This window comes from Brevibacterium gallinarum (genome assembly GCF_014836885.1).
GTDB classification, from domain to species: domain Bacteria; phylum Actinomycetota; class Actinomycetes; order Actinomycetales; family Brevibacteriaceae; genus Brevibacterium; species Brevibacterium gallinarum.
Map to the genome: position 1 here is coordinate 15,791 of NZ_JACSPY010000008.1, position 12,883 is coordinate 28,673.

At 68.2% G+C, this 12,883-nt stretch carries 13 protein-coding genes; 10 read left to right on the plus strand and 3 right to left on the minus strand.

Annotation, left to right across the window (positions count from 1 at the left end):
• Window positions 1-224: 224 nt before the first annotated feature.
• The 7 genes from H9634_RS09140 to H9634_RS09170 all read left to right on the plus strand — a co-directional run bounded on the left by H9634_RS09140 (window position 225) and on the right by H9634_RS09170 (window position 5,543).
• Entirely contained in the window at window positions 225-1,322 is a 1,098-nt protein-coding gene (locus H9634_RS09140) for an aromatic ring-hydroxylating dioxygenase subunit alpha (protein WP_191726373.1), read from the plus strand.
• A gap of 2 nt (window positions 1,323-1,324) precedes the next feature.
• Entirely contained in the window at window positions 1,325-1,804 is a 480-nt protein-coding gene (locus H9634_RS09145) for a hypothetical protein (RefSeq protein WP_191726374.1), read from the plus strand.
• A gap of 24 nt (window positions 1,805-1,828) precedes the next feature.
• Entirely contained in the window at window positions 1,829-2,782 is a 954-nt protein-coding gene (locus tag H9634_RS09150; RefSeq protein ID WP_191726375.1) for a PDR/VanB family oxidoreductase, read from the plus strand.
• A gap of 86 nt (window positions 2,783-2,868) precedes the next feature.
• Window positions 2,869-3,471 carry a GntR family transcriptional regulator gene (locus H9634_RS09155; RefSeq protein ID WP_191726376.1) on the plus strand — a complete coding sequence of 201 codons (603 nt, stop codon included), beginning with the start codon at window positions 2,869-2,871 and terminating at the stop codon, window positions 3,469-3,471.
• Window positions 3,472-3,695: 224 nt separating this feature from the next.
• A complete protein-coding gene (locus H9634_RS09160; RefSeq protein ID WP_191726377.1) occupies window positions 3,696-3,980 on the plus strand; it encodes a hypothetical protein in 285 nt (94 codons plus the stop codon).
• 47 nt (window positions 3,981-4,027) lie between these two features.
• Window positions 4,028-4,303 carry a DUF7218 family protein gene (locus H9634_RS09165; RefSeq protein ID WP_191726378.1) on the plus strand — a complete coding sequence of 92 codons (276 nt, stop codon included), beginning with the start codon at window positions 4,028-4,030 and terminating at the stop codon, window positions 4,301-4,303.
• A gap of 64 nt (window positions 4,304-4,367) precedes the next feature.
• Window positions 4,368-5,543 carry a DUF418 domain-containing protein gene (locus H9634_RS09170; RefSeq protein WP_191726379.1) on the plus strand — a complete coding sequence of 392 codons (1,176 nt, stop codon included), beginning with the start codon at window positions 4,368-4,370 and terminating at the stop codon, window positions 5,541-5,543.
• Window positions 5,544-5,701: 158 nt separating this feature from the next.
• Here H9634_RS09170 and H9634_RS09175 read toward each other — a convergent pair whose 3' ends face one another.
• Complete coding sequence (locus tag H9634_RS09175; RefSeq protein ID WP_191726380.1) at window positions 5,702-6,940, minus strand: globin domain-containing protein; 1,239 nt, start codon at window positions 6,938-6,940, stop codon at window positions 5,702-5,704.
• Window positions 6,941-7,165: 225 nt separating this feature from the next.
• Between H9634_RS09175 and H9634_RS09180 the strand changes: the two genes are divergently transcribed.
• The 3 genes from H9634_RS09180 to H9634_RS09190 all read left to right on the plus strand — a co-directional run bounded on the left by H9634_RS09180 (window position 7,166) and on the right by H9634_RS09190 (window position 11,039).
• Window positions 7,166-8,710, plus strand: coding sequence for a L,D-transpeptidase family protein (locus tag H9634_RS09180; protein ID WP_225210794.1), 1,545 nt, complete (start codon window positions 7,166-7,168; stop codon window positions 8,708-8,710).
• 176 nt (window positions 8,711-8,886) lie between these two features.
• On the plus strand, window positions 8,887-10,485 hold the full coding sequence (locus H9634_RS09185) for an outer membrane protein assembly factor BamB family protein (protein WP_191726382.1): 1,599 nt from the start codon (window positions 8,887-8,889) through the stop codon (window positions 10,483-10,485).
• Window positions 10,486-10,607: 122 nt separating this feature from the next.
• Window positions 10,608-11,039 carry a hypothetical protein gene (locus H9634_RS09190; RefSeq protein ID WP_191726383.1) on the plus strand — a complete coding sequence of 144 codons (432 nt, stop codon included), beginning with the start codon at window positions 10,608-10,610 and terminating at the stop codon, window positions 11,037-11,039.
• Between the two features lie 23 nt (window positions 11,040-11,062).
• Here H9634_RS09190 and H9634_RS09195 read toward each other — a convergent pair whose 3' ends face one another.
• Both H9634_RS09195 and H9634_RS09200 read right to left on the minus strand, forming a co-directional pair.
• Window positions 11,063-11,695, minus strand: coding sequence for a DUF1707 SHOCT-like domain-containing protein (locus tag H9634_RS09195; protein WP_191726384.1), 633 nt, complete (start codon window positions 11,693-11,695; stop codon window positions 11,063-11,065).
• Between the two features lie 91 nt (window positions 11,696-11,786).
• Window positions 11,787-12,851 carry an NAD(P)/FAD-dependent oxidoreductase gene (locus tag H9634_RS09200; RefSeq protein WP_191726385.1) on the minus strand — a complete coding sequence of 355 codons (1,065 nt, stop codon included), beginning with the start codon at window positions 12,849-12,851 and terminating at the stop codon, window positions 11,787-11,789.
• Between the last annotated feature and the right edge of the window lie 32 nt (window positions 12,852-12,883).

Sequence of the window (12,883 nt, forward strand, 5' to 3'; positions counted from 1 at the left end):
TAGGTGACGAACTCCTGCGTGTCCGTGTCGACGGTCCCTGCGGCTGCAACTTCGTGCGAGCGTCTCGCCTGCGGCCCCCCGCTGGAGATCCCTGTCCGGTCAGTCGGATCGTCCCCGTTGGCTCTTGTGCCGAGCCGCTCCCGCCTCTACAGTGAATACACTGTATACAAAATATGGGCTGGGCAGCGCGGCCCGCCGCCTCACTCACGCTCAAAGGAGTAGTCGTGTACGTCTATAACACCTGGTACGTTGCCGCCTGGAGCTACGAAGTCACCGACAAGCCCACCGCTCGCACCATCTGCGAGCTGCCGCTCGTGCTCTTCCGCACCCAGGACGGCGAAGCACACGCGCTCGTCGACCGGTGCGCTCACCGCGGCTTCCCGCTCTCGGAGGGCCGGGTCGTCAACGACTCGGTCGAGTGCGCCTATCACGGCTTCACCTACGGCCGCGACGGCCGCTGCACGCGTGTGCCTGGTCAGACCGCGCTGCCCGACCGGGCTCGCGTCGGCACCTATCCGGTCCACGAGAAGGACGGTTGGATCTGGGTCTACACCGGCGATCCGGAACGTGCTGACATCAGCGACATTCCCGACACCCACTGGAACAACGACCCTGAATGGGCACCGGTGTTCCACTCCCTGGGCATCAACTGCCGGGCCGAACTCGTCCACGACAACCTCCTCGACCTCACCCACGAATCGTGGATCCACCAGACGACCGTCGGCGACGACTACATCTACGAATACGGCGTCACCGTCGAAGTCGAGGGCAACACCGTCAGCGTCGACCGATTCATGCCCAGCGTCGAGGCCCCGCCGCTGTACAAGGACACGATGGGCATCTCCGGGCCCTACGACCGGTTCCACTGCACCGAATTCCATGTGCCCAACCACCACACCCTGCACTCGGGCATCACAGCCGAGGGCCAGCCGCGCGAAGACGGCTACCTCATCAAGGTCACCAACGCGATCACCCCGATCGACGCCGACCACTGCTGGTACTACTACTGCTTCGCCCGCAACTTCGCTGTTGATGACGAGCAGGCGACCAAGGACCTCGAAGTCGGCCTGGCCACCGTCCTCAAGGAGGACGCCTGGGCGCTCGAGCACCAGGAGCGCGGGCTCAAGACCCGCCCGGCTGACGAGTTCGACGTGCTCATCGCCCAGGACGGCGGCGTCGCCAAGGCCCGCCGCATCATGAACGCCCTCATCCGCGCCGAACAGCGCGAGGCCGCTGAGAAGAAGAACGCAGCCACCGCCTCGGGCACGGCGAACACCAGCCCCGCGAACAGCGCCGCCCAGCCGACTGGTCAGGAGGTGTGATCATGTGGATGCTTTCGCGCGGCAGCGCACTCGACGCCTCCGGTGAGGCCGCCACCATCGGCGCCGACTACACCGCCCGGACCGGCAACGGGCGGGTGCTCGCCTCGTGCCCGGACTCCCCAGAGCGCGGAGACCGCTGGAAGTGGACGATCCGGCTGACCGGGGCCGAACCCCACGCCGGCGTGGACATCGACCACGACCCTGCCCAGGTGACCATCACCCGCACCACCGTCGAAGGCCCTGGCGAGAAGGACCTGGACCGGGCCGCCGGCCGCCAGTTCGTCATTGTCCCAGTCGCCGGCGCCTGCCAGATCAGCATCGCCGGCGGCCCCTGGGCCCGCGACATCACCCCCGGCGACGTCTACATCGCCGAAGGGGAGGAGACCGAGACCCTGCGCATCTCCGCCGCTGAGGCCCGCACCCGCGTCGAGGCGATCGAGATCGCCGCCGCCGACGGCAGCCCGCTGCGCTGGGTGCCCTGAGCAGCCAGCTCGGAAGGAGGAATCATGCCCGAACTCATCGACATGAAGGTCATCGGCACCCAGGCGGTGTGCGAGGACGTCATGGCCGTCGAACTCGAACGCGCCGACGGCGGCCCGCTGCCCACCTGGAGCCCCGGCTCCCACATCGACATCGAACTGGCCGCAGGGCTGGTGCGCCAGTACTCGCTGTGCTCGGACCCGCGCGTCCCGCGCACCTGGCAGATCGCGGTGCGCCGCGAACCCCGCTCCCGAGGCGGCTCGGACTTCGTACACGATCAGCTCGCCCCCGGCGCGGTGCTGCGGGCCACCGTGCCGATCAACCGGTTCGCCTTCGAAGACGCTGACGCCTACGTCTTCATCGCCGGCGGCATCGGCATCACCCCGCTGCTGCCGATGCTCAGGCAGGCCTGGTGGCGGAAGAAACCGGCACGTGTGTACTACCTGGGCCGCAGCCGCGGCCGGCTGCCGTTCATCGACATCGTCGAAGAGCTCTGCGACGACGTCACCGTCCACGAATCCGCAACCGCCGGCCGGCGCGACATCGCCGCTGATCTTGCCGGACTGCCCGCCGGCACGCGCGTCTACGCCTGCGGGCCCGATGCGCTGCTCGACGGGCTGGCCATCATCGCCGAACAGCAGGGCTTCGCTGACCGGCTGCACACCGAGCGGTTCGTCAACGAGACCGGCGCGGGCGTCACCGTCATGGCCGATGACCGGGAGTTCCTCGTCGAGACGAACACCGGCACCGAGGTGAGAGTCCCGGTGGGCTGCAGTGTGCTCGAAGCCCTCGAAGGGGCCGGCTACCGGCCGTTCAACTCCTGCCGGGAGGGCATCTGCGGATCATGTGAGACCGATGTGCTCGCAGGAGCAATCGATCACCGCGACTCCCTGCTGTCCGAGGCCGAGCGGCAAGCCGGGGATACCATGATGATCTGCGTCTCCCGCTGCACCGGCGACCGGCTCGTCCTCGACATCTGAGTGCAGGGACAGCTGAGCGCAGGGGCAGCTGACTGCAGCGACATGAGAACGGTGACAGCGCAGACACCGCAGGAGAGGAGGCGCCGATGGCGAACCTGACCGCTGAGGTCAAGGGCAAGATCACTGCCGCGGTGGCCAGTGGCGAGCTGGCCCCGGGCACGGTGCTGCGCCAGGAGCACATCGCTGAGCGCTTCGGCGTCTCGCGCACACCGGCCCGCGAGGCGCTCGTGCAGCTGGCTGCCGCCGGGGTGGTGAGCCAGCGCAGCGGCCGCGGCTTCGAAGTCTGCCCACTCAACGACACCACCGTCGCCGATGTCCAGCAGGTCCGCTTCAGCCTCGAGGCACTCGCCCTGCGCTCGCTGACCGGCCAGCTCACACCTCGGGTGCGGCTGGAGCTGTCCCACCGGCTCGACCAGGCTGAACTCGCCCTTGACGACCTGGCGGAGTTCTTCGAACTCTCCCGCCGCTTCCACATCGAACTCGTCGACGCGTGCGCGAACGCGTATCTGCGCTCAGTGCTCACCAGCGTGTGGGACCATCCGGTCCAGCAGCGCATCGGCGCCCGGGCCGGAGCCGACCGCGCCCAGCGGCAGGCGACCCTGGCCACCCACCGGGAGCTGCTGGTCGCGCTTGCAGACGGCGACGGTGCAGCCGCTGAAGCCGCACTGATGCGCTGCCACACTGACTGATGTCTCAGCTGCTGTGCTGCAATGTCTGGTGCGGGGTGCGATGAGGTGCGGTGCTCTGGTGTGAAGTGCGGTATTCCGGTGTGCGGTCGCCCGGGCGGAGGCGAACGCACACCCTCCGCAGCCGGTTCGCAGCTGAGCATGAGGGCTGTGATCGCCTGGACTCGCATGTCCCTGTTTACGTCAGCGTCACCGACAGGCCATGTCGATCTGTCACTCTCGGGAGCATGGATGCAACGCTTGCGGCTCTTCGCACCTGGATCGAGACCACCGGGCAGCAGTGGCTGGCCGATGACAACATCACAGGCATCGACATCGCCCACAAGGTCGTCGAGGGCATGACGCTGGATGCCGTGTGCCTGCGCTTCACCGTGCACCGCAAGCTGGCAGCCGCCGACCCGGCTGCCACCATCCCGCCGTATGTCAGCATCGGCGAGCGCATCGTTCCCACCGATGTGATCGAAGCCCGCCCGCTTGCCGCCGCTCGCCAGCCGGCTCGCGCTCACGCCTGACCGGCACTGACCCGGCTGCCTGTTGCGCTGCGGCGTAGACTGAGGGCATGGCTGCACAGGATCGCAAGACTCCAGGACCATCGGTCAAAGACGACGAGATGTATGAAGCGCTGCGCCGTGAGGGCAACAGCAAGGAGAAGTCCGCGCGCATCGCCAATGCCGCCGCGCAGGACTCCCGCTCTGATGTGGGCGAACGCGGCGGAGAGTCCGGTTCCTACGAGGACTGGACCGTCGAACAGCTGCGCGAGCGCGCCGCCGAACTCGACATCGCCGGCCGTTCGGAGATGAACAAGGACGACCTCATCGCCGCCTTGCGGGGGTAAACCCCACCCCACCTGACCGGCTGCCCCCATGTGCGGCAGCCGCAGGATCGACCAGGCTGGAAGCATGACCACGTCTGAGCCCAGCAGTCGCCCTGCCGCGCACACCGCCCCAGCACCCCCACCGGCCGCAACCCTGCCAGCTGCAACCCCGCCAGTTGCAGCCCCGCCGCACACCACGGCCGCCCCATCGGCCGCCGCCCCGCAGGCAGCCCCGGCCCAGACCGCACTCCTCGACTCCCCAGCCCCGCCGCCTGCTGGCAGCCGCCGGATCGGTGCTCTCGATGCTGTGCGCGGCTTCGCGCTGGGCGGCATCATCTTCGCCAATGTGCCCGTCCTCCTGCGCCTCAACCCGCAGGACGGAGACGGACTCAACCCGCTCGCCGCAGGCGTCTACCGGTGGGTCGACGGACACTTCTTCCCACTGTTCTCCCTGCTCTTCGGCATCGGCTTCGGCCTCATGTGGCTTTCGGCCACCCGCCACAGCCCGCGCCCGCGGCTGGTGATGCTGCGCCGGCTGGGCTTCCTCACGCTGCTCGGCATCGGCCACACCCTCCTGCATCCGGGTGAGGCGCTCATCTACTACGGCATCCTCGGCATTGTCGTGCTGCTGCCGCTGACCTTCCTGCCCGCCCGCACCGTCGCCCCGATCCTGGGCACCGCCGGAATCGCACTGCTGGCTGCCGGGGCCTGGTTCGGCGGGCCGGCCCTCATCCCCGGTCTCTTCGTCCTCGGCTTCTGGCTCGGCACCTCGGGCCAGGTCGCCCGCGCCTTCTCACCCTTCCCAGCCCTTTTGCTCATGCTGGTCGGCGCGGCACTGTCCGGCTACGTCTACACCGCCAACGGCTTCCCACCGACCGTCAACTCCTCCTTCGACAGCCTCTACGCCACCGGCGGTGCCGCGGTCTACCTCGGTGCGTTCGTGCTGCTCTTGGCCTCCCCGCTGCGCGGATTCCTCCACGCGGTCTTCGCCCCGCTCGGCCGGCTGGCGCTGACGAACTACATCACCGCCACCCTGCTTCTGCTCGCCATGCTCATCCCCACCCAGGTGCTCGGCATCGTGCCGACGGACACGACGGCCGGCTGGCAGCTCGTCATGGCCGGCTGCGTGCTCATCCTCGCCCTGCAGTGGGTGTTCTCGACGCTGTGGCTGCGCGCCTTCACCCAGGGCCCGCTCGAATGGGTGTGGCGGAAGGTCACGTGGCTGCTTGCCCGCCCGCTGCCGTTCCGCCGCGCGAGCTGACCGCGCCCGAGGCACCCGTCACCATACCGTCGTACCGCGCCCGAAGCGCCGGTCACCACAGCAATGGCAGCGGCCGCACCGATGTGCGACCGCTGCCATCTGCTCTCTCAACCGTGCAGCAGCCTCAGCTGGGAGGCTGCTTCAGCTGTGAGGCAGCCTCAGCCGTCGAGCAGCCAGTCGTTGGGTGCGAACAGCTCGAAATGCACCTGCTCATCGGCGAACCCGCGGGCAGTCAGCTGGGTGCGCATGTGCTGGAGGAACCCGTTCGAGCCGCAGACGTAGACATCGGCATCGGCAGGCAGCTCCACCTTGTCGAGGCTGATGAAGCCCAGCCGTGCCCCCTCACCGGGGTCGGTCTCATACCAGGTCAGCGCCTGCCCGTTGGCCAGCGCGCCGGCCAGCTGGGTGCGCTTCGCGGCCAGCGCATCGACGCTCGGATGCAGATCGCCGTGCAGGGAGATGGCTCTGCGCTGCGAGCTGTTGGCGACCAGATACTCCAGCATGCCGATCATCGGTGTCGCGCCGATACCGGCGGAGACGAGCACCACCGGGTTCTCCGCATCCGACAGCACAAGATCACCGAAGGGCAGCGTCACCTCGAGCGTGTCGCCGACAGCCACATGGTCGGCGAGGAAGTTCGAGACCTCGCCTGCCGGGGCCTCGTCGGTGGCCCCGATCCGCTTGACGGCGAAGGTCAGCTGACCGGGGGAGGCATCATCGACGAGGCTGTACTGACGCAGCTGCCGGGCCCCGTCGGGCAGCCGGGCGCCGACGGAGATGTACTGGCCGGGCAGATGCGCCGGCAGCGGATCAGCACCCTCGCCGGCGGTGACGGAGACGAGCATGACATCACCGGGCAGGTCGGTGCGCTCGGTGACGGTGACGGTGCGGAACACATCGCCATCGGCCACGCCGGCCGAACGGTAGAGATCGCGCTCGAACTCGATGAGCACATCGGCCATGATCCAGTACACGGCATCCCAGGCTGCTGCGACCTCGGCGGTGACGGTCTCAGCGCCGAGCACCTCGACGATGGCGGCGAAGAGGTTGTCGTGGACGATCTGGTACTGATCGGCGGTGATCCCGAGGCTGGCGTGCTTGTGGCCGATGCGCTGGAGCAGATCCTCCGGCGCAGGGGCGGTGTCGTCGACGAGCATCGTCGCGAACGTCGCGATCGACGCCGCCAGCGCCCGCTGCTGGGCGCCCTGCTGCTGATTGCCGCGGTTGAAGACATCGGCGATGAGCTCGGGATGGGCGGTGAACATCTTCTGGTAGAACAGCGGGGTGATCTCGTTGATCTTCGATCCCACCAGCGGCAGGGTCGCGCGGATCACCTCGGCATGCTCGGCTGACAGCCGGGTGCGGTCGATGGGCTTGAGCTGGACGAGTGTCGTCATGGAGTGTCCTTTCCGGAGGGTGCACGATCACGCTACGCCTGCGGTGAGGCGCACCCGGGCCGGTCTTGCCAGCAGATGCGCGATGTCTCGCGTTCCGAGGCGGCAGGGGACCGGCGCACCGACTGTGTCAGGCTGGTGACGTCGCGCCCTCACCGCAGGCCGGGCCACCACAGGCTGCCCTGCCGGAATGCAGGTACGCCGCCGGGGTATGATTCGGCTGTGAAGATGATCCTGTTGCGCGCCGCTGCCGCTTCACTTACGGTCTGCGGCCTCCTCATGCCTGCCGCTGTCGTCCACGCCGCCCCCGATCTCAGCGGCGGTGCCGTCGATGGCCAGCACCCTGAACTCGGCGACCCGAGCGAATCCCCGAGCACGGCGCCGGCCGGTGACCCGAGCGAAGCACCGTCTGCAGGCCCGAGCGAAGCATCGCCTGCAGACCCGAGCGGTGAACCGAGCATCGAACCCAGCCCCATGCCCGAGGTGGGCGCTCCGGCTGCGGCGACCGCCGCCTCGGGTGCGGTGCCGGCTGCTGCGAAGAAGGCGATCGATGCGACCGCGAAGAAGTTCGCCTCCCAGCTGGGGCGGGCGAGCACGCCGATCCGCTGCGGGATCAAAGACGGCGGCTGCTACCGGACGTTCGCGAAGGGCTCGATCCACTGGTCGAAGGCGACCGGCGCGCAGCCGACCTGGGGTGCGATCCGCGCAACGTGGAAGAACACGAAATGGGAGCGCGGCAGGCTCGGCTACCCGGTGATGGCGCAGAAGTGCGGCCTGCCCGGCGGCGGCTGCTACCAGACATTCCAGAAGGGCTCGATCCACTGGTCGAAAGCCACCGGAGCCCAGGCGACATGGGGTGCGATCCGCAGCGAATGGAAGCGCACCGGCTGGGAGCGCGGCGTGCTCGGCTACCCGACGACGATGGAGAAGTGCGGGCTGGCCGGCGGAGGGTGCTACCAGCACTTCCAGCGCGGCTCCATCCACTGGTCGAAGACGACCGGTGCGCACGCCACCTGGGGCACGATCCGCTCGACATGGCAGAAGAACTCCTGGGAGCGCGGAAAATACGGCTACCCGACCGGCCGGGCGAGCGTCGGCAACGACGGGAAGGTGCGCCAGAAGTTCCAGGGAGGCACCATCACCACCGGTGTCGTCTCCACCGGCCTGCCGCACGGCATCACCGCTGACGGCGGCCGGCAGCTCGTCATCGCCCACACCGCATCGCGGTCCTCGAAGACCGGCACGGCAGAGCTGTGGGAGCTGCGGGACGATGCCCGCTGGCACCGCAAGCAGACCTTCACCGGCGCCCGGTTCGGCTACCGGGGCCTGGCGACCGCCTCGGCCAAGCGCGAAGGCGACGGCAAGACCCCGATGGGCCAGTACCGGTTCCCGTTCGCCTTCGGCACGGCAGCCAAACCGTCCGGCACGAAGATCGAGTACCGCCGGGTCGACCACAACGACCAGTGGTGCACCCGGTCGGGCTCCCGGCACTACAACCGGTGGATGTCGGCACCGAACTCGAACTGCACCGCCAAGCAGGCTGAGGTGCTCTCGAAGTACGCCCAGTACCGCTACGGCGCCGTCGTCGACTACAACTCCCGCCAGCAGGCGAACCGCGGTTCGGCGATCTTCGTCCACGTCCACGGCCGCGGTTCGACTGCCGGGTGCGTGTCGGTGACGGCCGGGCAGATGCAGACGATGCTGTCGTGGCTGCGGCCCGAGCAGAATCCGCGCATCGTCATCGCCCCGCGCGCTGAGCTGAAGAACCAGTAGCGCCGCCAGCCTGCCGCGTGCAGCTGAACCGCAGGTACCGGGGGCGCGCACCACGCGGGGTGCGAAACCCCTGGTCCGGGATCTGAGGGGATGTCCGCGGCCTGTGATGTGATGGATTCCAGTGGACACCCCGGGCGCGGACGCTCGCGGCCAGCGCGCAGGAGAGGATTGCGACGATGAGCACACACGACCGGACTACGGCAGACACTCGCGAACCTCGCCGCCAGCATGCAGCGCGACGGCGGCTGGCAGGAGCAGCGCTCACCGCCGCGCTGGTGCTCAGCGCCTGCAGCGATGGCGGTGGTGATTCGGATGACGGGCAGAAGACTGAGCCTCCGGCAGCGCAGCCGCAGTGGTCTGACTGGGTGGAGCTGCCGAGCGCGGTGACCCCTCTGCATACGGCCCCGGACAAGGTCCTCGTCCAGCGGCACGACAACCAGCGCCTGCAGGTGCTCGACTCTGCCGGGCAGGAGAAGTGGACCGTGCCCGAGGTGGCGATGGTGGAGACGTATCAGGCGCTGGCCAGTGCCGATGACGAGCGCATCTACGTCCAGCTCGCTGAATTCGGCCGGCCGCTCGTGGCTTTGTCCTGGGAGGATGGATCCGAACTATGGCGCGTCAAGACCGAGGACATCCACAAATGCTCCATCGGCGAGCACTTCCAACTCCGTCCCCCGCCGCCGGGAATGCAGCACAGTGATTCTGCCCCGCTGCTGCTCGCCTACGGCAGCGAAGACGTCTTCTCGGGCGAGCCTGAAACCGATCGGGAAATGCCCGAGTCGTGCTTCGACGGCCCGACTGCGAGCTTCCCAGATATTCCGACACTTATCGGCGTCAATCGCGCCAATGGGCGCGCCGCCTGGACACCGGTCGAGGACGGACTCAACTCGGTCGTCGGATGGTCCAACTACGACGTGACAGGTCGCTGGTTCGATCGGATCGTCAGCAGCCGCGGAGCTCCAGCACTCGTGCGAACCGAGGCGGCAACCGGAAAGACGGCATCCGCAGCTCTGGGCCTGGCACCGCACGGATATGAACTCGGTGACAGCATCTTCTTCTCCGATATGGGCAACGAGCGCTTCTACCTCGAGCCGAGTATGAGCGACCCCGTCATCGTCGATGTGGAGAGATGGCGGGCAGATGACGAGGATCCCGATGCCGCCTCCATTGACGTTGAGCCGATTGCGCATGGTCGCACCTGCGAGCGAAACCTGCACCGCAGCAGCACGGGGTATGGGTTCTGTCTGCAGACACCCGACTCGACAGGAGAGCCAGGGTTCACCGGCAGACTCATGGCGGGACCCGATGGGCAGATGATCACCCAGCAGGATGACTCAGGCAGTATTCCTGCTGGGACGTACTGGTCCGCCCCGACCGCGTACGAACCAAGTGAAGGCTTCGGCTCTGAAGGGGAAGGCTACCTCGGCCTTGACCCAGTCGTCCCGCGTGAAGGCCAGAGTCCGGTCATCGCCCTGCCGGGAGAGAATGACGCGATTCAGGCTCTGGATCTGCTGACCGGCGAGGAGGTGTGGTCGTACTCATCGGATCAGGCCAGCGGGCCCGGCTACTCAGCCGCCTACGTTCCCGGCGTGGACGAAGTCGTCTTCGCCCACGGTTCGTGGATCGTCGGGGTGTCCGCACGGGACGGAACCGAGAAGTGGACTGCAGACCTGAGCGATGTCGATGGCGGCGCGATCTTCCACGCCGGCACAGCGATCGCCGTCAAGCACGGCAACGGAGACGCCGGCCGCCTGCGGATGGTTGTCACCGAATAGTGGGCGGTTGGATCAGCAGGTGTCAACAGAGCCGGCACCACGCGGGGTGCGAAACCCCAGATCGCGGAGTGCCGCCGGGCTACGATGGTTGGGACACGGACGTCACGGACAAGGGAGTTCCCATGACCACCGACAACAGTTCAGCGGCTCAGGGTCAGGCCGGCATCGGCTTCGCCCTGCTCGAAGCTGTCTTCGCCACGACACCTGCCGACCGCGCCCCGGATGCGGATACGGATGTCGTGCACCGGCTGGAGACGTTCCACGAGACCTACCCGAACGTCGGCGATGACCTGCAGGCGCTCATCAACCTCGGCGAGGCGCCCGTGCGCGAGGTGATGGGCGAGGACATGATGGTCGGCCGGCTCAAGAGCGAAGCGCTCATGGGTGTCGCGATGACGTTCGCCAACCTCGACCCGCGTGTATCGACTGCAGCTGATGCGGCCGCCCACTCCCGTGAGGAGCTCGAGGCTGCCTATACCGCAATCCCCGGTCTGGGTGCGGGCACCTTCGAGCAGTTCCTCACCCGGCTCGGGCTTACCGACTCCGAGGACTGATCCGCAGTTCCGGCCGCGCTGGCTCAGCGGTCTGAGCCGGTGCGGTGATCGGCGTCCGCGTCCTCGTCAGGATCGGATTCCCGGAGCTCGGGCTGCGGTGCCCGGCCGGCGCCTTCGAGTTGCCGGCGGGCCTGCTCAGTGAGCTTGACGCGTTTGGCGTCGATGATCTCGTCACGACGGGCGAGGACGCCGAATGAGCCCAGACCGGTGCCGAGGATGACGAACAGCGGCCAGAACCAGATGACCGTTCCGGAGACGATCGAGGTGAAGGCCCAGATCGCCACGCAGATGCCGACCGGGCCTGCGACGATCCCCAGGAGCGCCTTGCGCCGCTGGGACCGGTAGTGCTCGAGCGCTGCCGCGTCGATCTCCTCGCGAGTGAGTGGAATGTCCTTGTTGAGGTCGGTCAGCGCCGACTTCTGCGGGTCGACATCTGGGGCGAGATCGGACAGCAGCGGCGGCAGCTGCCCGAGGGTCTTGGCCGCATTGGCGGCATCGGTGCGCTCCTCGAACTCCTCGCGGTCGAGGCGCCCATCAGCGTAGGCCTCGGCGAGGAAGTCGCAGACCGTCGAGCGGTCGGCAGTCGAGGCCCGCAGATCGGGATTGCGGCGCGGGTCATGCGCGAACTGCTCCCAGGGACTCCTGTGTCCGGTCATGACAGCACCGTAACCCGTGACAACGGCAAGTTCGAGAGGACGCGTGCTTTTCACCGGGAATCCGGCGATACGAGGCGTCGGTCGAAGCGGATCAGCCAGCCGGCTGTGCTGCCAGCGCCGCGTGTGCCTCAGCCGTGGCCAGGGAGGCGTTGATCGCTGCGGCCGCACTGATGCCGGCTCCCGCAGACGAGACGACCATGGCACGCAGATCGGTGATGTTGCCCGCGGCCCACACGTGCCGGATGCCGGTGTCGAACATCGGCCCGACCGGGATGAACCGCCCGGCCGGGTGCTCCGCCAGCGTGCCTCCGAGCTGTTCGAACAGCTCGGCCCGCGGCTCGCTGACCGGAGCCACGACGAGCACATCGAGGGCGTGCACCGACCCGTCTGCCAGCTGCACTCCCGTCACCTGCGCTCGGCCTTCCTGCGAACGGCCCTCCTGCGCCCGATCTTCCTGCGCTCGGTCCTCCTGCACGGGGCGACCGTCGGTGCGGCTGGAGTCGGTGAGCACCGCGCTCACCTGCGCGTCGACCAACCGGACGCCACGTGCATTGAGCAGCTGCGCCTCGGCGCCGAGCACCTCGGGCCCGGCGTGCAGGAACACGGTGACATCCTCACTCAGCTGCCGGAACAGCAGCGCCTGATGCGCACTCATCGGCGAGGTCGCCAGCACCCCGATGCGCTGGCTGCGCACCTCGTAGCCGTGGCAGTACGGGCAATGCAGCACGCTGCCACCCCAAGCATCGGCAAGCCCGGGAATCTCCGGCAGCCGGTCGCGAACACCGGTGGCCAGCAGCAGCGCACGGGCGTGGATCCGCTCGCCATCGGCGAGGTCGAGGGTGACGCCCTCCGCTCCCGAGGCGGCGTGTGTCGCCTCTGCGCTGGCGAACCGGACTCCGTAGCCGGCAGCCTCCTGGCGGCCAGCGGCGAGCAGCGCGGTGGGGTCGATGCCCTCTTGCCCGAGGACGTTGTGCGCATGAGCGCTGCCGGCGTTGCGCGGTGTGCCGGAGTCGATGACGAGCACCGAGCGCAGTGAGCGGGCCAATGCGATCGCAGCCGCCAGCCCGGTCGGCCCGCCGCCGACGATGACGACGTCGACGGCGTCGACAGGCTGGGCGGTGGAGGCGGAGGTCGAGGGGTGCGTGGGTGTGGACATGGTGTCTCCTTCGATGTGCTGGCCGGAGGGAC